Raw genomic sequence first — 17,162 nt, 5'->3', positions numbered from 1 at the left:
GACTAGAAAATAAACCCGCTCAAGTATCAGCAAGAGTGGGTTTATTTTATTGATATTCAATTTCTATTCTTAAATTTTATAATGAAGACTTTAACTGCTTTTCATGTTGTTTGACTTGTTTCGCGTATCGTTTACCTTGGCGTTTCATTTTTCGATTTGTTTGGTAATTTGTGGGTCCAACATTGTAGTAGGCTAAGGCCTTTTTCCAGCTTCCTGCACTTTGATTATATTTTGCCAAGATCATGGTGCCACAGCGTACATTGGTATATTCATCAAACAAATCACCAGGGCAGGCTTGTTGCCAATAACGCGGCATGATTTGGGTAAGCCCAACAGCACCAGATGGAGAGGTGACATAACTACGGTAGCTCGATTCTTGACGGATGGTCGCTGCGATCAGTAAAGGATCTACATCATATTGATCTGCGCTTTGTACAATCATTGGGGATACACGATTGGCAACATCGGGAGAGACAGAATAGGCTTTTTGGATTCCAGTAGATAGTTTAGCAGCACGTTTTTGCACAGAGCCGCCACCCAAAGACGAACATGCTGTGATCGCAAGTGTTAAGCCCACTGTAGAAATTATTTTTAACTGATACTGAAAATTCAAAATAAAACCAATGTTATGTATCCAAGATTGCCCTGATGTTAAGTAGCTGATTTAAACCTGTCAATCTATGAAAATTGGTAGATTTATTCGTGATTTGTATCTTAAGCTTCTGGTTGCTTGCTATTTAGGCGTTATTTCGTCATTTTTGCTTGTTTTTTCTGTAACATTATTGCCAACATTAAATGCAATGGATTCTGAGCAGTATATTGAACTTCAAATTGTTGATTTCCATTGTGTTGGTACAGAGCATAAATTACTGGAATATTTAATTTATTTCCTTCAATCACATTTGAGTCTTTATCTAAAAGTTCTTTGGTCATATCTGCAAGTACATTGGAGCTAATCTCTTGTTGAATTACACCTTGGCAAATATATTGTGCACCTTCAAAGCGATCAGTAATCAAATCGATTAGATTTTGTGAATCCTGATTGTCTTTATCAGCCTGTAATTTTTCCAGATTTAATCGCTTTATTTTATTTAAAGTGATTCCTTCTATAGAAGGGATGATTTTTGTTGTTGTGTTTGCATTTGGATTAAATTGTTGAGTAAGTTGATTTAATTTTGATCCAAAACTGATATTTACCTGACTTGAGTAGAGTTTTTTTACATGATCAGTCACTTGTTGATTATTACATTCAGACTGATTAAATAAACTACAGGCTTGTAGACCAAAACCTACACAGAGCATTGTAAATATTATTTTGTAATTCATCTCTATTTCTCACAATCATGTTTATTCACTAACTCCACCAATATCTTAAAATATGAAAGAAGATGGGTGCAGAAAAGCAGATAGAATCAATCCGATCTAACATTCCACCATGACCATGAATCAACTGCCCCCAATCTTTGACACCACGGTCACGTTTGATGGCTGACATCACCAAACCACCGAAAAAGCCAAAGATACACACAACCAGTCCTATCAATGCAGCTTGTAGATAGCTAAATGGAGTAAGCCATGCCATAGCAACACCTAAAGCTGTGGCTAAAACAATCCCACCCACTAAGCCTTCAACTGTTTTTGATGGTGATAAGACCGGCGCAACCTTGTGCTTTCCAAAAAGCTTACCACAGACATATTGCAAAACATCGGATGCTTGAACGACCATAATCAGCCAGATTGCTAACCAAATCGGTTCACCTTTAAAACCATTTAGTTTTAAATTGAGTAATGCAGGGACATGGGAAATACAGAAAACACAGACCATGAGTCCCCATTGAATTTTAGAACTACGTTCAAGGAAGTGTTTGGTATCTTCTTGTTTTAGACTGGCTATTGGAATCAGTAAAAATACATAAAGTGGAATAAAAATTGAATATAAGCCGTACCAGTCGATATAGATCAAATAATATTGATAGGGAATAACAAAATAAAAGGCGATAAGTAAAGGGAAATAATCACCACGCCGTGTTGGCAATAGACTGGTAAATTCTCGTAGAGCAAACAGGGAAATAATCCCAAATAAGATAATAAATGCAGTTTGACCCAATAGGATGGCTGCACCAATGACGATCAACATCACCCACCAAGCATTGATCCGTGCGTTTAAATTATCAATCACTGATGAGGGTTTTTGCCCAGCTTTTTGTTTGAGAATAAAGCCCACGCTAGATGCAAAAACTAAAATTCCCGCAAAAATACCAAATAAAAGATAGGTTTTATTCAGATTATCTAAAATCATTGATTCTCAACCTCTTTTAATTGTAATAGCTGCTTCTGTGCATAATTTATAAATGTGGCTTTATCCATTTCTAAATGTTGTTCTAAAGGAAAGCCAAAGCATACGGTAGACAGTAAAGGTAAAGGAACAAAAGAACCTTTTGGCATGACACGTCTTAGATTTGAAATCCAAACAGGGACAATCTCAATCTCAGGAAATTGTTTATGTAAGTTATAGAGGCCACTTTTAAAAGGTAATAGCTCAAGATCATCATCGAGATTTCGAGTACCTTCAGGAAAGAAAATAATGGAATAACCCTGAGCAAGAGCGTCTTTCACAGGTTGTAAAGGGTCTGCATTATCTTCGCGATTACGTTGAATCGTGACACCATTAAAGGTGTCTTTAATTAAAAATTGTCTAAAACCATCTTTCAGCCAATAATCTGAAGCAGCAACAGGTTTAGTTTTACGACGCATCAGTTTGGGAAGTGAAGACCACAATAAGATAAAGTCGATATGACTATTGTGATTGGCATAGTAAATACGTTGTTTCATCTCAGGCTGACAACCAACCCACAAGCTACGAGCACCAGTTAAGAGTCGTGCGCCACGGCGTGTCAAAAATGCGATAAAGCGAGCAATAGAGTGTGATGCTAAATTTCCATTAGATGAATCTAAGTGTTGAGTCTTTTGCTCTAAAGACGGTTTATTGTATGACTCTTTATCTTGTTCGGAACGTTGTTCAGGTAGTTGATTCATTCTCTAAGCCGACTGATATTGAAGCATTTTATTGTGGGGCAAGCTGTATAATAAGATGATTAAAGTATAAAATTCTACTTTTTAAGTGATTAAAATAAAAATATAACCAAACTTAGTTTTGAATAAAAAGTAAAAAGCTTGGTCTCCTTTTACAAATTTATCATTTCTATTTTTTGAATCATAGAAGAATTTTATAGCATTTCAAGATCTTCACTGCTGAGAAGCTGAGAATTTTCTTGATTTAAGATGATTAAAACCATCATACGATAACAATTGATATATCAGCTAAAACTGTATCAGTTGAGGTTAAAATCGCTTTAAATAATTCTAGAAATCAAAATCATTAAAACCAGATATTGTATCAATAATAAAGCAATTTGAAGTTTTAAAAGTTTAAAACATCCTGCAAAACGCTGTGACCAATCACGACCTGCTTTGGATGCGGGCATCAATTTCATACTCATTAGGGTTTGATCAAATTGCAGGGTTAAGTTTTCAATAGATTCAGTTTGGGATTCTCGTGCAATCATTTTAATGAGTTGAGCATCAAACTTAACTCTAAATGAGAGGTAGTGATGAAGCCCAGATAATAACAATGTAATGACAATGAACGTCCAAAACTCAAAGGATTGCCAGCCTTTGAACAGGATGGCAAAAATAGATAAGGCAAAAGCCAAATAACCTGAAAGTAATATAGCTGTGGTTGCAGACAACAGTTGCGCAACCACATAAAAATTCATTTTCATGGCGCTAAACCTTTCAGTTTTAGATGGTAAATTTCTAATTCTTCAAGTTGAGCTTGTTTTAATACCACCCAAGGGCGAGCTTTACGAATAATGTTTACCATTTCATCAATATTGGCATCTTGGTTTTGTTGAATCAGCCAAGCGGTGAGTAGAGCGCTACTTCTTGAATAACCTAAGGCACAAAAAATCAGAATATTTTGGGTAGAGCTTGCTTCAAGCTTTGACATCAAATCATTTAATCGTGCTACGGCTAACTCAAGCTGATTGGCTTGTAATGGAATCAGATCTAGACTGAGATATTGCTGATATGCAGTTGCTTGATTTAAGGGTAACTCAGCAACACAATCAAATATTGCATTGTATTGGTGGTGATCTTGTTGTGTTGGAATTCTTCCAATATAGATTTTTTTAAGTTCATGTTGAATGATGAAAGAATCTTCGGGATGCTTTTTGGTCCAAACACGACTATTAAGCCAAGCAAAGATTAAATAAGGTGCAAGCAGTATTTGTGCTGCAACCGTCATTTTGCCATTTTCTTGTTTTTGAAAAAAATGTGGACGTACAAAACTATAGCTATGTGCAACGATAAACAGGCTCACAGCAGGGTAAATTAACCACAGTCCCCATGATCTAAACTCATAAGCTAAGATAAAGAAAATTACTGAACCACATAGGTAATAACTGCCAAGCTTTAAATGTTTTGCTGTTAACAGTTGCAGTCCATCTTTTCTGAATGGGGATTTTACTGAAATTGGAAATAACCATAAGCATAAAGCACCAACCAGTATTCCTGTAGGAAGGTCAATAAAATGATGCTGCCATGTGGTGAGTACAGAGATTCCAATCAGCACACACCAAAAATCGACCAAATATTTCCACGTACCTTGTACATGGCGACGATAGAAATCCCAAAGGATAATCAGCAGAACAATATGTAATGAGGGCGCTTGGTTAAAGGGTTTATCGAAGCCCATGAGGACATCAAACCATAGACCGAAAAAACCATCTAAAGGTGGGCGTTCAAAACTAAACTTTAAAGGAAACAGTAAGAAGCAACTAATCGAAATAACTTGCGCTAAAAATAGCCTAAGCGCTTGTTGTTTAAGCTCAAACTTATTCCAACAAAGCAATAAGGAGAGACCATAAAACAAGTCAATTGACCAATATGGCACAATCGTCCAAGCCCAAAGTGGAATATGCTTTTCCCAAGCAAAGACAATACTTGGAACATTACTCAGACCTGATGCATGTTGATTTGCAAAGCCATAAGTGAGGAAAAAGAAAGGTGCAAGAAAAACTAAGCAAAGTACGCCCCATTTCCATGTCCCAGTTTCTTTGATGAGTGTTTGCATAAAACATCCGTAGATTTTTATTCTATTTAAATTAAAAAATTGGTGACTTAGATTGATTTATATCAAGTCACCAACTGTGATAGCAGAAATTTTATAGCTTTTGTGCGACTGAGACGGTAAATATTCCAAACTCATCAATACATTGGTCAACCTTTTTAAAGCCAGCAGCTTCAACAAGTGCATCCATTTCCGCTTGAGAGCGTAAACGCATTACCCATGCATCACCTTCACGATGTGAGGTTAGTGCACGCGCAATAAATTCTTGTTGTGGGTGCCAAATTTGACCGGTATAAATCAAATAACCATCTTTAAGGATTGCTTTACTTAAGCCTTCAAGTGATTGACGGAGCAAATCATTGTCTGCAAATAATTCATATAAACCCGAAACCACAGCAAGTGATGGTTTTGGTTTAACAGAGGCCAAAGACTGCGTATCAAATGCATCTGCTTGAACAAATTCAGCAATGTCATTGAGTCCACGTGCTGCAATCATTTGCTGACCAGCTTGTACATTGATATCACTATAATCACGCAATAAAATCGAATCTGGTCGTTTTGGTAGTTGAACCACAGCATCTAAAATATAACGCCCATGACCAGATGCAATATCCATAATTCTCAATGGCTTGCGTTTTTTAATCAGAATATCCGCATATTTCTGAACCAAATGTTCAATGTTCTGTTTGCGGACACGGATCCCACGCCAACCAATCGCATTTAAATACTGGCGGTCAATGATTTTGCCAATAGGATTGGAACTTTCAGATTGATTACGATAGACAAAATCTAAAGTACTTCCAGAGTCATAGCCTGTGTCTTCACCAATTTTTAAGCCTTTAGATAAATGGCTACCAATTTTTAGATTCTTTTTGGTGATTTCCCAAAATGCATTCTTCATTGATTTAGCGGGTAATGGTGAACTGAGATCTTCAGCAATAGCACAGCTTGGACCAATTTTGTCCGCATTTAAAACGTCTGGTGCTTGATATTCAACCGCAAAACATTGCTGGATAAATCGGCGTATTTTCTCTGTTGCTATATGGCGATCTTTTTCACCTAAAGTATCGTGAAAGAAGCCATCTAAAATATGTAATTCTTTTTTAGGATGCGGAAGCTTTTGGTAAAACTCACGTTGCGGTTTTTGAAAAACCACAAAATCTGAACCTGAGCATAACACTTGAGTCGGTACAAAGATGTTTTGTGAATCTGCAACAATACGCTTAGAGGCATCATAAAGTCCAAGCAACATTCTCACCGAAATGGCTTTAGCAATTTTAGGATCGGTATCATAGCTTTGAGCACGTTCTTCATCATGGGTCAGCATTTTGGCTTTAACATAACTTTGGATGAAAAAATTACCGCGAATTTTTTCCATGACTCTTAAGCTAGGTTCAGCAAATGGCACATAAAGTTTAATGTCAAAAGCAGGGGACGCAAGGCACAAGGCGCGAATTTTAGGCGCATAATCATGTACCCATGTAGCGGCCAATACCGCACCTACACTTTGTGCAACCACAGCAATATTTTTGGCATCGATAGCATAGTTTTCTTCAATATGTTGGACAAAATATTGAATATCTTTTACACATGCTGAGAAGCTAGGTGCATCACCACGTTCACCAGGGGAATCGCCGTGACCGCGGGCATCCCATGCAAAGAAATCAAAATCACTTAAATTGAGTTCCTTGACCAAATGCGCCATACGTCCTGAATGTTCATGTCCACGATGAAACAGAAGAATGGCTTTTTTTGTTTCGCTCGGTGAGTTGGTTGCCCAATGTTGATAAAACAATTCTGTTCCATCATGACTCTTAAAGGTGTGATGACTGTTGTTATACATACGAATTTACCCTAAATATGAAACTGTTTTATAAAGCTGTTTTTAAGCTATTTTTAATTCGGTTATAGACGGTTAAACTAAGCAGCAGACCAATTAAAATGAGTATGCCATTACAGATTAAGCCGAGAAGTTGTAAATTTGTAGTGAAGAATGGCAAGGCGACAATCACGACTGTAATTAGACTAAACCAAAATGCACGGTCACTTTTTCCCATTGGACCATCATAACGACGTTCTTGCCCAATCAGTGGCGCCATTACACCAGTGTATTCACTTAGAATTGCAAGGAAAGCAATCAATAACAGTAATTTTGCATTGATAAAGCCAAAAGCAATCAAGCATAGATAGAGTGCTGTGTCCGAAATAACATCACACAACTCATTGTAAAACGCACCTAAGTTGGATTGTTGTTTAAATTCACGGGCAAGCATTCCATCGATGGCGTTGAAAGCCATTCTTAGCAACATCCACAAGGGGAAGAGCAATAACCACCCATTTACAGCATGATTCAGATAATACTGGTATAGAAAAAAGCTTAAACCAAGCGATATAAACATCGCTAATAATGTGACTTGATTTGCCGTGATTCCGATATTAAAAAGCTTTTGAACAAAAGGGCGCAGTAAGTTTTGAAATGCTGGTTTTAATTGATAGATTGATGGCATTGTTCTAGTAATATAAGGTATATGACAGGATTTTAATCAAGTTTTCCATGATTTTACAAGTATTAATTTTCATCATTTAAATTTGTATTGTTATTTTAAAGTTTACATAAATAGTCCTATAATTCAAATGTCTTCTTAATTTTGATCTTGTTTATTCTATGACTCCTGCTTGCAAAGTTTTAAAATCAAATAAAATTGAATTTTCAATTCATGAATATGAACATGATGTAAATGCAAAAAGTTTTGGCTTAGAGGCTGCTGAAAAATTAGGTTTAAATGTTGAAGAAGTGTTTAAAACTTTGATGGTGACAGATGATAAAAACTATTTTGTTGCCATCCTTCCAGTGAACCATCAATTAAATTTAAAGAAAGTGGCGAGTACTTTTGCTTGTAAAAAACTACATATGGCTGATCCTAAAGATGCAGAGCGTTTAACTGGATATTTAGTCGGTGGAATTAGTCCTGTAGGTCAAAAAAAGCGTTTAAAAACGGTGATTTGTGAAAGTGCGAAGCAGTTAAGTAAAATGTATGTCAGTGGTGGGAAAAGGGGCTTAGATATTGGGGTTAATCCACTAGATTTAGCTAAGGTTTTGGGTGCGAATTTTGCTGATATTGTTGATGTTTAATCCATCCTTTTATTGATGAATTTTAATTAAAAATAATAATGTTACTCACTATGTTACTCACAAAAATATTTGCTCAAAAATAAAGCCACTTAAGTGGCTTTATTTTTTGAATCTATATCTAATATTACAGACTGGACATATGAACTGAACCAATAACTCTTCCGACCATCCTTAAATGGCTTCGTGTAGCGTCCTTCTCTAATTCTGGCGTCTAGAGTTTCGGGTTCTATATTCAGCAAGTGAGCAAATTCGGCTCGCCCAATTCTTCGTTCCTCTTTTTGGTTAACAAGCTTCTCAACAAGGCTTGTTAAATGTTTAAGAGATTCAGATTCAATTTTTAATGCACCCATTACTAGTTGTCCTTTATTGTAATTAAGCCCTTAAGCCTGATTTTGCCAATTGTTCAATTTCTGCTTTAACTGCATTTAATTGGTTTGTTTCAATTTGAGTAAGTGCATCAATTCCCAAATGTTCGCAAATCGATTTAACATCAAAGCCTCGTTCATCAATAAAGTTTTGAAGAGCATCACGTTGTTCATCATTAATGCCCTTAAACTCTGGTGGGTTGAACCAGCGCTTCTTCTCCTTATCAAACGAGCATTTTAAGGCGTCAGCTCTAAGCAGCATTGTCTGGCGCATGTTTTGGTAATACATGTGTTCTTTATCAAGCGATTCAGTCAATTGATTTAGATCGCCAGCGTGTTCAGCTTCAGCACAACTTTGCTTCCAGTTTTCAAAATCTTGTTGAGCTTTAATTGTTGCTATTTGCGCTGGTGTTAACGTATTAATATGGCTTTTAGCTTGGCTAATTATGTCAGCCAAAAAAGTTGGATTGGTTTTAAGATCTGGTACCCATACTTCTCCGGTTTCACCTCCAAGTGCTCCAGCATTTTTGGCATGATGTGTATCAGATGGACTAAAACTTATAACTCTTGCAGATTTACCTTCTTGCGTTCTAACTGTTGTTAAATACCCCATAACGTCAGCTATACGGTAAAGTTCGTTTCGATTCTTACCACCTAGATCTGGTCGATTAATTCTCTGATCGCCATTTTCACTCTCTACAGCATGGGCAATAAAAACTACATCCTTACCCATAGCTATAAGCATATGGATATAGCTTTTAAACATATTGTTCGCAGATCCTTGTGCCTTTAATTTCAAGGTTCCATCTTTTTGTCTATTTTCAGGAATATTTAACAAATGAGATTTGATGCATTCAAGCATTGCCCCAACTGTATCGATCACGACAGTATTAAAGGGTGATAGGTCTTGAACAGTTAGATTTGTGATATCAGTCCATTTTTCCACTGGTACAACAGCACCACGACGTAATTCACCAGTACGATGAGAACCTTTATCAAAGTCAAAAGAAATAGCTTTATCAGCTGTAAAGCCCATAGATGTTTTACCTAAACCCGGATCAGCATAGATATAGGTAATAATTGCGCTAACACTCAATGGTTGATCAGCAGTAATAATATTTAAAGCCATTGGTTAACTCCTTAATTATATTTCGTATTGTTATAAGCAATGCGTTGATTCGATGAGTAGGGCGTGCGCTTAAAGCAAGGTTGGTTGAATAATTCAGCTTTAGCTTTACGCTTTTGGAATTTGCGCTCACGTTCAAAATTTATAAGAATCCAAGGCTTCTCTAAATGTTCTGCGAAATCGATAAGGTACAAATAGCCTGATTTACTAACCCGGTAAATTTCGCCATTTTTCTGTAAATATTCAGATGAATAAATACGCATGCGAAATTCGCCGTTTTCATCGCTTATAAATTCTGATTTCTTGGGTGTAGATGTATTCATTAAACAGCCTCCACCAAACGGTTACGCTCGATATAACCGATAATTATCTGATTGATATTTCGGTGATCGTTGTAATCTGTGAAGTCGTTATATTCCTTGCCGTTGATGTCTTGGATTTCATCAATTGCTAAGTTGGTGATATCAACTGAAGTAAATTCAGAACCAGGAACACCGTAGTTATCAAGATGAGATTCAAAATCAAAGCTAACTTTAAGTAAGAAGCTATCAAGTTTAACAACGGCCATACCAGATGAATTAGAAGTGACTTTTAGTGCTTGTATGCTATATGAAGAAGGGGCAGTGTTAGGAACAGCTACTGCAGGTTTGTATTCAGTGGCTTTTTGATCATATGTAAGACCGATAACGCCTACTGTGAATAAACCACTAATTGCAGCTACTTTAATAAAGCTGGATGGCTGTACACGATGTGTAACAATGGGATTGATTGAATTTGGTTTTGTGTTCATAATTCACCTGTTGTAAGGAAAAGCACATTTGATTTCGAGGTCGGATGTGCTTTTTTGTTATTTGATGAAATTAAGTTTAGTAAACTAAACAAAATTGGTCAATAGTTTTGTTTATAAAAATAAACTTTTATTATTTATGTTTATACTTCTGTACTTTATAGACAAAAGAAAACCCACACAGGGTGGGTTTTCTTTTTTTAGAATTTTGTATTAGCAATCAATATTGTATCTAGCTTTATATGAATCTATTGTTTTTTGAAGATCCGTACTTGTATTGAGATCTTTTGGATCAGCCAGCTTTAAATAAATTGGAAGGTATTCTTGTTCGTAGGTAACAGGGAAATCCTCGCAAATAACTTTTTTGCGTTCTTCTAATGGGGTAGAGGGACCTGCTAGCGTTGCAAGATACATAGTCATTTTTAAATCAACTTCTTGAAATTTTTCAATAAGGTGTTCGCGTTCAGGTGATATTTGTTCTGAATTATCGCAACCAAATATAGAAAGAGTTAACAAACATATAAATGATACAGTTTCCATAATGTTGATTCTTCTTAGGTTTTTGAGCAAAAGAAATCTCATGCTGAGTGGGAGGTGAAGTTTACTAAAGTGGTTGAATCTTATTTTTTGATCATGCGTTTATTTTCATACATTTTTTCATCAGCTTCTTGAACCGCTTCTAATAAACTAAAAGAAGGATTTCGAATTGCGAAGCCAACAGCGATGCTGATATTAGCATTTGCAAAAATTTCTTGAATTCTATCAAATAAAAGTTCTGCTCCCTCTTTTGTATTTTCAATGCTGAGGATTGCAAATTCATCACCACCTATCCGAGCCACAATATCATTATTACGGACGCAAATTTTTAATAGATTTGCTGTCTTTTTTATTAATTCATCTCCAATAAAATGTCCAAATTGATCATTTACAATTTTTAAATTATTTAGATCAATCATAAAAATAGCAGCAGGATGACCGTAACTTTTACATCTGGCTTCTTCTTGTGCGAGAAGTTGATCCCATCCTCTACGATTAAATAATCCCGTTAAAGAATCACTTAAAGCTACGGCTTCAAAAAACTCTTTTTGACGTTTCTGTTCATTTTCCCGTAATTCAACTTGCAAAATATAACTTAGAATTTTACCAAAAAGATTAATTAATTCTTCTTCCTGTAGTAGTGATTCGGATTGAGGATTGGGATCAATAGCACAAAGAGTACCAAATAAAGTTCCATCTTCTTTTATAAGTGGTTGACCTATATAAGCTTTAATATCAATTTTTTTAGCTATTGGTGCATTTAAGTATAAGGGGATTTTTTCTGAATGAGGAGCTATTTTAGGAGCTTTTCCTAAAACCATATGAGAGCAAAATGAATCCGCCCATGAGAAAACTTGTCCTGGTGTAACATTATAGCCTTTATCTTCACATTGAAGGACGATCCAATTATCTCCTTCTGTACGAGTGATCATCCATAAATTGAATCCAAATTTTTGAGATAAAAATTTTAAAACAGTTTGTCCAGCCTCTTCAAAGTTTTTAAATATTATATCTTTCATATTGTGGGCCTATTTCATTGTTTAAATTAAAAATTATTATAGTACTTAATCGTTTGAATATTTTTCCAAAAACTCATCTATCCATCCTTGTGCTAATTCAAGATTGGTTATATCGGTTAATTTTAAATTAGTTTCTTCAGCCTCGTTAAACCCTTGAATAATGGCTTCAAAGATATTTGCTTCACTAATGATCTCATTTGCAATTTCAGAAGAATCGTAGCTTTGTTTGGCTTTTTTAAAAGAAGCTATTTGTTTATCAATTCCAGTACCAACTTTAGCTAAAGCTAATTTAAATTCTTGACGATTTATTGTTAGCGCAGTTTTAGACTTATTAAGTGTTGCTATCATAATACTTTCTCTCTTAACTATTTTAGTTGTATTTATGGTTTTACCAGAGCTAGCTCTAGACGCCCAACAAAGTTGATCTCATTCAACTGTTCATTTGTAATAAACTCATCGGGATATCTATTTTTATCAGGATTATCACTTGTCAGCTTAACTGTTTTTGAACCTGCATAACTTACAAAAATTCGTTTCATGCGTAATTCATGATTATGAGTGAAAACGTAAACACTTCCATTTTTTAATGCATCATGATCTTTATCAGAAATATCAACAAATAAAGGGCTATCAGGTGCAATGGTTGGATACATACTATATTCAGCTGAATAAATAATACGCAAATTAACAGGGTTGGTCTGAATACCCATTAGTTTTAATATCTGCGGATCTATTTCAAGGTACTCACTAGCATCCTCTAAAAAGTTTTGAATTCCTGTGCCGCACGAAGCTTTAACATCTTTGTATATTGGAATACGTACGTTCGTTAGGCGACCTTTTGTATTTGCACTTATAAATTCAACTGGTGCGAAATGAATACTTTCTGAGTCTCTAATCTCAGTGGAAGTGCCATTTAACAACCACTCAGATGTAGTCCCTAAAACTTGAGCTAACTGAACTAATCGGTTTCCGGTTGGATTATTCACCCCACTAATCCAATTGGTAACAGTTCCCTTGCTTGCTCCAGTCGCAGCAACTAAATCTTTATGCTGTAGACCAAGTTGGCGCATTCGTAACGAAATTCTATCAGACGTGGTTTGCATAATTGATAAACCTAATATTTGTTTAAAATACTAAACAATAAAATTGACATGTTCCTAAACTTATAGTTCAATTAAATGAACAAATTGTTCTGGAAACTAAACATGACTGTTGATGATCTTAAAAATCACTTTCAGGCTAAAAACGATGCTGAACTTGCTCGAATCCTTAATAAAGATAGATCCGTAATAAGTTATTGGCGAAAAAAAATCCCTCTTAAAACTCAAGCTGTATTTGAAATTCAAACCAATGGAGAGTTGATTGCTGATCGCAAAGGATTAAATAGCATTAGCTCTTAATAAGCCTAATTTCTTACTAAAGTACGAAAAGGTAAACGTGAATAAAAACAGGGATTCACATATGGAAATTAATTTAAGCCGAGAAGCCCAAAACGCAATTTGGCAGATGATAAGTAATACACCGGGATTTACGCCTAAAGATATTGCGCAGGTACTTGGAGATTCACATAACACTATTTGCAATTACGCAAATATCAATATGCCGAACCATTTACCCAGTATTAAAAAGTTAGAAGCAATTCTCTATTACACCCAAAACCCAGCGCTGTTAAAAATTTGGGCGCATGAACTTGGTTTTGCTTTAGTTCCAGTGACATGTGACCGCAGTAAGCATCATGAATTGTCGATTTTTGAGGCAATGATGCAGCACAACATTAAGTCAGGAAAGACTAACAAAGCTGTCTATGAAGCGTATGAGGATGGTGTAGTAACACCACAAGAATATGAAGAGATCCATCAATTGACATTGCATCTAATTGAATTGGCGACAGCTGTAGATCAAGCAGCATTAAAACAAATGAAAAGATATACATCAGGCCCTGAAAAAGAAAAAGCCTGAGGCTCATATCCCAGGCTTTCCTATATCCATAACGAGGTGGAATGAATATGAGTTCAAATTTAGCACAAATTTCACTCATTTTAAAGAAGAAGCCTGACGTATCAGATCAGGCTTCCCGTAATTCACCGCGTACCCAATACACCCTAAACGACTTTTCGGAGTATCGAATGGACATCAATCTAGCACAAGAAAAAGAGCTAGGCAAATACATGAATGGCGATGTGGTTGTGTATATGAATCACATCAAAATAAAAGACTTACAAACGGTAGAAGCGTATCAACCGAACAATCATTACTGGTTAGAAAGCGGTAAGTTGGTAAAGGAAGCTGATATACGTGCAGCCACTTTGCCAGAGCTATTTCATAAACGCCGTTTAGATGAAATCGAGCAATCGATTGCGGAGGTTCCATGAATAGCCATTTTCAAATTAAACCTGAGCATAAGCAGACTCAGGAAATCCAATCATTTTATGAACCAACTTTGCTTTTGCTGAACCATATTCATGACATCAAAAAAGGCAATCTAAGTATGCGTGGTTACAACGAAGAGAATGCAGCTGTAACCAAAGAAGAATTGGCCCAAAAGATGGCTTATCGATTCAAGATCACAATTTGGTTATCACATCAGGTTATTACGAGCTTGATCAAAGCTGAACAGGTCATTTCATTTGGTGGGTACGTAAAGCCTAAGGTCGGTGAATTATGAGCCTTGACGCAACCGTATGGGCTTGGAAAACAACTGTAGATGGTGCTAGTCAAAAGCTAGTACTTCTATCACTTGCTGATCGAGCTGGTGACGACCATAAGTGCTTTCCAAGTTTAAAACGGTTAGAGAAAGACACCACTTTAAATCGAAAAACGATTATCAAAGTTTTAGACGAACTTGAGATTAAAAAGTTGATTAAATTCACAGGTGAAATTAAAGGGAATGGCGTAAAAGTCTATCAATTAATTGGTGTATTTGGACGTGAAGATAGTTCAGATACCAATACCAAAAAGGGGACTAGTACCAAAAATGACACTGGTGTTGATTTAGGCACTGGTTCCAAAAACGGTACTAGTACCAATAATGGAACTGGAACCAGTACCGATTTTGGTACCGAGACCAGTACCAATTTTGGGACACAGAACCTCCCAAGGAATCTCCCATTAGAATCTAAAAATAAAAAAGACTGGCTTTGCTTGAAAAAACTTCGTTCTGAATTAGATCAAGCCGAACCCACGGTAGTACCAAAATCGATTATCGAAGCAGGTTGGTTTGAACGCGAGAAAAAAGCATTCGAGCTTTTTAATGCTGGAAATAATCTTTGTGATGATCTCTTGATTTACCACTTCGCTGACACACTTTTGAAAAACCGTCACAAATACGACAAAGCGCAAAATGGCAAATCAAGCAGTGAATCTGATTTAGTATTTTTCTCATCACCTCAACAGATTTACGTGTTTGCCAACAAACTCGCTCAACTTCCTGATGTCATCGATGAATTCAGTATGCCTGGTGAATCCTTTGAAAAACTAGCAAGCCGCATTGCCGCAAAACTCTCAGATCCGAATGAACTCCAAAACTGGAAATCACATCTGCAGGCAGTTGGATTTAAACCTAAGAGTAGAGGTGCTGCGTAAGTGGAAAGCATCTCAATTGCTGAATATCAAAAACTTTATGGTACGAGAACCAGGAAGAAATCAAAGCTAAATAGCAGTACTCGAGTTAAAACTCAAAGAATTGAAAGTATCGGTGAATCAACGTTGGCCAACCAGCTACGAGTTTTAAAAATTAGCTTTGAACAGGAATATAAATTCCATCCTAAACGTAAGTGGCGTGCTGATTTTCACATTATGGGCAAGAAGATATTGGTTGAGGTTGAGGGCGGTATTTGGAGTAATGGACGTCACACTCGAGGTAAGGGATATATCGGTGACATGGAGAAATACAACGCTGCAGTGGTGATGGGATTTCAGGTTTTACAGTTCAGCACTGAGCAAGTGAAGTCAGGTTTAGCGGTACAACAGATAGAGACAATGGTGGGGGAGTAAAATGACAGCCACAGCAAACTTTGAAAAACATAGAGATATGACAATCGTTCATGATTTACGTCGTTTGCTATTTAAGCCTAGTACATCACGAGTTGATTTTACTCTTCTTGATTTAGCACAAAAAACGATGGATGGCTTTAAAGATGGAGTGGGGGGACCATCAGTTTATGGAAGTAAAGTAAACAGCGCTGCTTTAATGATGCAAAATATGGCTACAGAAGAATATGCACTAATATGGGCTTTAGTGCGATCGATCAGTCCAACAGATCGCCACTTTGCTTTATTGCAAAACCTACTAACTAGTGAGATCCGTTTAAAGTTTCAAGCTGATGGTTTTCAAACAAAAAAAATAACTACAAAAGAGGCGGCAAAAGGAGTAGCACGTACTGCATTAGTTCAATTTTTATTTAAACGTGGAGTGTGCACTAAATGTAATGGTAAAGGTTTTATATTTTCTAAAGTTGAAAAGAAACACATCGAATGCAGCAAATGTGAAGGTAGAAAGGAGAACTCATACAATCAGTCTGAGCGTTATAGAATTTCAGGTATGAATATAGATCGTAAAGCGTACATTAGAACCTATGATAAATATGAGAAATATGCATTAGAGATATTAGGAGAGTGGCGAATTAATCTAGATAGCCATTTAAGAGGGTACTTTTTCAAAGTTGCAGAAGAATTTGATTTGTGAGAGAACAGATGTAAAAATAGGAATTCATTTATTAGAATCTGGTCGTATTAGGATTATCCAAGACCAATTTGTTCATTAAAAGAGTTTATTCATGATTTATATTAGTACTTTAAAAGAAGAAGATGGAAGTTTCAGTTTTTATCATATGCCAATACCAGCTGATATTCTTAAATTTGAGTCTATGAGTGGCATGGTTTCATTGCAATTAAATAAAGGTGAGGAAATTTTTACAGTTTATCACTATGATTATTTAAGTCCTGACGATGTAAAACAATTGGTAAATGATTGGGGGAATTGTGATGTACAAAGCCTTTCTATGGTTTTAATTGATGGATTAGATTAAATTAATTAATATTGTCTATTTTATTAGCTCATCGAAA

25 protein-coding genes are annotated in these 17,162 nt (G+C 36.0%); 9 read left to right on the top strand and 16 right to left on the bottom strand.

Features of this window, described 5'->3' with window-relative positions:
* Positions 1-76 precede the first annotated feature (76 nt).
* The 8 genes from ACZ5QH_RS11985 to ACZ5QH_RS11950 form a co-directional block, all read right to left on the bottom strand.
* Positions 77-613 carry a lytic transglycosylase domain-containing protein gene (locus tag ACZ5QH_RS11985; RefSeq protein WP_016539727.1) on the bottom strand — a complete coding sequence of 179 codons (537 nt, stop codon included), beginning with the start codon at positions 611-613 and terminating at the stop codon, positions 77-79.
* A gap of 131 nt (positions 614-744) precedes the next feature.
* Positions 745-1,326, bottom strand: a complete 582-nt coding sequence (locus ACZ5QH_RS11980) for a hypothetical protein (protein WP_303576901.1) — start codon at positions 1,324-1,326, stop codon at positions 745-747.
* A gap of 28 nt (positions 1,327-1,354) precedes the next feature.
* Complete coding sequence (locus ACZ5QH_RS11975; RefSeq protein ID WP_004719987.1) at positions 1,355-2,299, bottom strand: phosphatidate cytidylyltransferase; 945 nt, start codon at positions 2,297-2,299, stop codon at positions 1,355-1,357.
* The gene (locus ACZ5QH_RS11970; RefSeq protein WP_303576902.1) at positions 2,296-3,036 is read right to left on the bottom strand and encodes a lysophospholipid acyltransferase family protein; all 741 of its coding nucleotides are present in this window, start codon (positions 3,034-3,036) and stop codon (positions 2,296-2,298) included. Before ACZ5QH_RS11970 ends, ACZ5QH_RS11975 begins: the two co-directional genes overlap by 4 nt.
* A 317-nt stretch (positions 3,037-3,353) precedes the next feature.
* Complete coding sequence (locus ACZ5QH_RS11965) at positions 3,354-3,782, bottom strand: hypothetical protein (RefSeq protein ID WP_056511452.1); 429 nt, start codon at positions 3,780-3,782, stop codon at positions 3,354-3,356.
* On the bottom strand, positions 3,779-5,134 hold the full coding sequence (locus ACZ5QH_RS11960) for a phosphatase PAP2/dual specificity phosphatase family protein (RefSeq protein WP_303576903.1): 1,356 nt from the start codon (positions 5,132-5,134) through the stop codon (positions 3,779-3,781). Before ACZ5QH_RS11960 ends, ACZ5QH_RS11965 begins: the two co-directional genes overlap by 4 nt.
* A gap of 91 nt (positions 5,135-5,225) precedes the next feature.
* Complete coding sequence (locus ACZ5QH_RS11955) at positions 5,226-6,974, bottom strand: bifunctional alpha/beta hydrolase/class I SAM-dependent methyltransferase (protein ID WP_303576904.1); 1,749 nt, start codon at positions 6,972-6,974, stop codon at positions 5,226-5,228.
* A 28-nt stretch (positions 6,975-7,002) separates the two neighbouring features.
* Complete coding sequence (locus ACZ5QH_RS11950) at positions 7,003-7,638, bottom strand: CDP-alcohol phosphatidyltransferase family protein (RefSeq protein ID WP_303576905.1); 636 nt, start codon at positions 7,636-7,638, stop codon at positions 7,003-7,005.
* Between the two features lie 158 nt (positions 7,639-7,796).
* On the opposite strand from ACZ5QH_RS11950, the gene ybaK reads away from it, so the two are divergent.
* Positions 7,797-8,264, top strand: a complete 468-nt coding sequence (gene ybaK, locus ACZ5QH_RS11945) for a Cys-tRNA(Pro) deacylase (protein WP_303576907.1) — start codon at positions 7,797-7,799, stop codon at positions 8,262-8,264.
* Between the two features lie 89 nt (positions 8,265-8,353).
* Here ybaK and ACZ5QH_RS11940 read toward each other — a convergent pair whose 3' ends face one another.
* The 8 genes from ACZ5QH_RS11940 to ACZ5QH_RS11905 all read right to left on the bottom strand — a co-directional run bounded on the left by ACZ5QH_RS11940 (position 8,354) and on the right by ACZ5QH_RS11905 (position 13,201).
* On the bottom strand, positions 8,354-8,614 hold the full coding sequence (locus ACZ5QH_RS11940) for a hypothetical protein (protein ID WP_303576908.1): 261 nt from the start codon (positions 8,612-8,614) through the stop codon (positions 8,354-8,356).
* A 22-nt stretch (positions 8,615-8,636) separates the two neighbouring features.
* Positions 8,637-9,758, bottom strand: a complete 1,122-nt coding sequence (locus ACZ5QH_RS11935) for an ATP-binding protein (RefSeq protein WP_209827033.1) — start codon at positions 9,756-9,758, stop codon at positions 8,637-8,639.
* A gap of 11 nt (positions 9,759-9,769) precedes the next feature.
* Positions 9,770-10,078: a hypothetical protein gene (locus ACZ5QH_RS11930; RefSeq protein ID WP_209827032.1), complete on the bottom strand. Its 309-nt coding sequence runs from the start codon at positions 10,076-10,078 to the stop codon at positions 9,770-9,772.
* Positions 10,078-10,545 (bottom strand): hypothetical protein, encoded by a 468-nt coding sequence (locus ACZ5QH_RS11925; protein ID WP_303576909.1) that lies wholly within the window; start codon positions 10,543-10,545, stop codon positions 10,078-10,080. Before ACZ5QH_RS11925 ends, ACZ5QH_RS11930 begins: the two co-directional genes overlap by 1 nt.
* 210 nt (positions 10,546-10,755) lie before the next feature.
* Positions 10,756-11,082, bottom strand: coding sequence for a hypothetical protein (locus ACZ5QH_RS11920; RefSeq protein WP_303576910.1), 327 nt, complete (start codon positions 11,080-11,082; stop codon positions 10,756-10,758).
* A gap of 80 nt (positions 11,083-11,162) precedes the next feature.
* Positions 11,163-12,098: a sensor domain-containing diguanylate cyclase gene (locus tag ACZ5QH_RS11915; protein ID WP_303576911.1), complete on the bottom strand. Its 936-nt coding sequence runs from the start codon at positions 12,096-12,098 to the stop codon at positions 11,163-11,165.
* A 45-nt stretch (positions 12,099-12,143) separates the two neighbouring features.
* Entirely contained in the window at positions 12,144-12,446 is a 303-nt protein-coding gene (locus tag ACZ5QH_RS11910) for a hypothetical protein (RefSeq protein WP_154130047.1), read from the bottom strand.
* A 32-nt stretch (positions 12,447-12,478) separates the two neighbouring features.
* On the bottom strand, positions 12,479-13,201 hold the full coding sequence (locus ACZ5QH_RS11905) for a S24 family peptidase (protein ID WP_303576912.1): 723 nt from the start codon (positions 13,199-13,201) through the stop codon (positions 12,479-12,481).
* Between the two features lie 102 nt (positions 13,202-13,303).
* Between ACZ5QH_RS11905 and ACZ5QH_RS11900 the strand changes: the two genes are divergently transcribed.
* The 8 genes from ACZ5QH_RS11900 (at position 13,304) to ACZ5QH_RS11865 (ending at position 17,125) form a co-directional block, all read left to right on the top strand.
* Positions 13,304-13,498, top strand: coding sequence for a hypothetical protein (locus ACZ5QH_RS11900; RefSeq protein ID WP_154130045.1), 195 nt, complete (start codon positions 13,304-13,306; stop codon positions 13,496-13,498).
* A gap of 61 nt (positions 13,499-13,559) precedes the next feature.
* Positions 13,560-14,057 carry a phage regulatory CII family protein gene (locus ACZ5QH_RS11895; protein ID WP_016539718.1) on the top strand — a complete coding sequence of 166 codons (498 nt, stop codon included), beginning with the start codon at positions 13,560-13,562 and terminating at the stop codon, positions 14,055-14,057.
* A gap of 167 nt (positions 14,058-14,224) precedes the next feature.
* On the top strand, positions 14,225-14,470 hold the full coding sequence (locus ACZ5QH_RS11890) for a hypothetical protein (RefSeq protein ID WP_303576913.1): 246 nt from the start codon (positions 14,225-14,227) through the stop codon (positions 14,468-14,470).
* The gene (locus ACZ5QH_RS11885; RefSeq protein ID WP_303576914.1) at positions 14,467-14,763 is read left to right on the top strand and encodes a hypothetical protein; all 297 of its coding nucleotides are present in this window, start codon (positions 14,467-14,469) and stop codon (positions 14,761-14,763) included. Before ACZ5QH_RS11890 ends, ACZ5QH_RS11885 begins: the two co-directional genes overlap by 4 nt.
* Positions 14,760-15,680, top strand: a complete 921-nt coding sequence (locus tag ACZ5QH_RS11880) for a helix-turn-helix domain-containing protein (RefSeq protein WP_303576915.1) — start codon at positions 14,760-14,762, stop codon at positions 15,678-15,680. The genes ACZ5QH_RS11885 and ACZ5QH_RS11880 overlap by 4 nt, the downstream gene beginning before the upstream one ends.
* Complete coding sequence (locus ACZ5QH_RS11875) at positions 15,681-16,091, top strand: hypothetical protein (protein WP_464016702.1); 411 nt, start codon at positions 15,681-15,683, stop codon at positions 16,089-16,091.
* A 1-nt stretch (position 16,092) separates the two neighbouring features.
* Entirely contained in the window at positions 16,093-16,782 is a 690-nt protein-coding gene (locus ACZ5QH_RS11870; protein WP_303576917.1) for a DnaJ-like cysteine-rich domain-containing protein, read from the top strand.
* Between the two features lie 91 nt (positions 16,783-16,873).
* Positions 16,874-17,125 (top strand): hypothetical protein, encoded by a 252-nt coding sequence (locus ACZ5QH_RS11865; protein ID WP_303576918.1) that lies wholly within the window; start codon positions 16,874-16,876, stop codon positions 17,123-17,125.
* The last annotated feature ends 37 nt before the right edge of the window (positions 17,126-17,162 follow it).

The sequence above is a fragment of the Acinetobacter sp. Ac8 genome, assembly GCF_055392545.1.
This window is presented reverse-complemented; position numbering and strand designations above follow the sequence as displayed.

Coding starts and splice junctions, on each gene's coding strand:
- ACZ5QH_RS11955 (WP_303576904.1), bottom strand. CDS start 6,974: ATGTATAACAACAGTCATCACACCTTTAAGAGTCATGATGGAACAGAA.
- ACZ5QH_RS11885 (WP_303576914.1), top strand. CDS start 14,467: ATGAATAGCCATTTTCAAATTAAACCTGAGCATAAGCAGACTCAGGAA.
- ACZ5QH_RS11900 (WP_154130045.1), top strand. CDS start 13,304: ATGACTGTTGATGATCTTAAAAATCACTTTCAGGCTAAAAACGATGCT.
- ACZ5QH_RS11975 (WP_004719987.1), bottom strand. CDS start 2,299: ATGATTTTAGATAATCTGAATAAAACCTATCTTTTATTTGGTATTTTT.
- ACZ5QH_RS11925 (WP_303576909.1), bottom strand. CDS start 10,545: ATGAACACAAAACCAAATTCAATCAATCCCATTGTTACACATCGTGTA.
- ACZ5QH_RS11915 (WP_303576911.1), bottom strand. CDS start 12,098: ATGAAAGATATAATATTTAAAAACTTTGAAGAGGCTGGACAAACTGTT.
- ACZ5QH_RS11965 (WP_056511452.1), bottom strand. CDS start 3,782: ATGAAAATGAATTTTTATGTGGTTGCGCAACTGTTGTCTGCAACCACA.
- ACZ5QH_RS11960 (WP_303576903.1), bottom strand. CDS start 5,134: ATGCAAACACTCATCAAAGAAACTGGGACATGGAAATGGGGCGTACTT.
- ACZ5QH_RS11865 (WP_303576918.1), top strand. CDS start 16,874: ATGATTTATATTAGTACTTTAAAAGAAGAAGATGGAAGTTTCAGTTTT.
- ACZ5QH_RS11940 (WP_303576908.1), bottom strand. CDS start 8,614: ATGGGTGCATTAAAAATTGAATCTGAATCTCTTAAACATTTAACAAGC.
- ACZ5QH_RS11980 (WP_303576901.1), bottom strand. CDS start 1,326: ATGAATTACAAAATAATATTTACAATGCTCTGTGTAGGTTTTGGTCTA.
- ACZ5QH_RS11920 (WP_303576910.1), bottom strand. CDS start 11,082: ATGGAAACTGTATCATTTATATGTTTGTTAACTCTTTCTATATTTGGT.
- ACZ5QH_RS11935 (WP_209827033.1), bottom strand. CDS start 9,758: ATGGCTTTAAATATTATTACTGCTGATCAACCATTGAGTGTTAGCGCA.
- ACZ5QH_RS11970 (WP_303576902.1), bottom strand. CDS start 3,036: ATGAATCAACTACCTGAACAACGTTCCGAACAAGATAAAGAGTCATAC.
- ACZ5QH_RS11905 (WP_303576912.1), bottom strand. CDS start 13,201: ATGCAAACCACGTCTGATAGAATTTCGTTACGAATGCGCCAACTTGGT.
- ACZ5QH_RS11910 (WP_154130047.1), bottom strand. CDS start 12,446: ATGATAGCAACACTTAATAAGTCTAAAACTGCGCTAACAATAAATCGT.
- ACZ5QH_RS11880 (WP_303576915.1), top strand. CDS start 14,760: ATGAGCCTTGACGCAACCGTATGGGCTTGGAAAACAACTGTAGATGGT.
- ACZ5QH_RS11890 (WP_303576913.1), top strand. CDS start 14,225: ATGGACATCAATCTAGCACAAGAAAAAGAGCTAGGCAAATACATGAAT.
- ACZ5QH_RS11895 (WP_016539718.1), top strand. CDS start 13,560: ATGGAAATTAATTTAAGCCGAGAAGCCCAAAACGCAATTTGGCAGATG.
- ybaK (WP_303576907.1), top strand. CDS start 7,797: ATGACTCCTGCTTGCAAAGTTTTAAAATCAAATAAAATTGAATTTTCA.
- ACZ5QH_RS11950 (WP_303576905.1), bottom strand. CDS start 7,638: ATGCCATCAATCTATCAATTAAAACCAGCATTTCAAAACTTACTGCGC.
- ACZ5QH_RS11870 (WP_303576917.1), top strand. CDS start 16,093: ATGACAGCCACAGCAAACTTTGAAAAACATAGAGATATGACAATCGTT.
- ACZ5QH_RS11930 (WP_209827032.1), bottom strand. CDS start 10,078: ATGAATACATCTACACCCAAGAAATCAGAATTTATAAGCGATGAAAAC.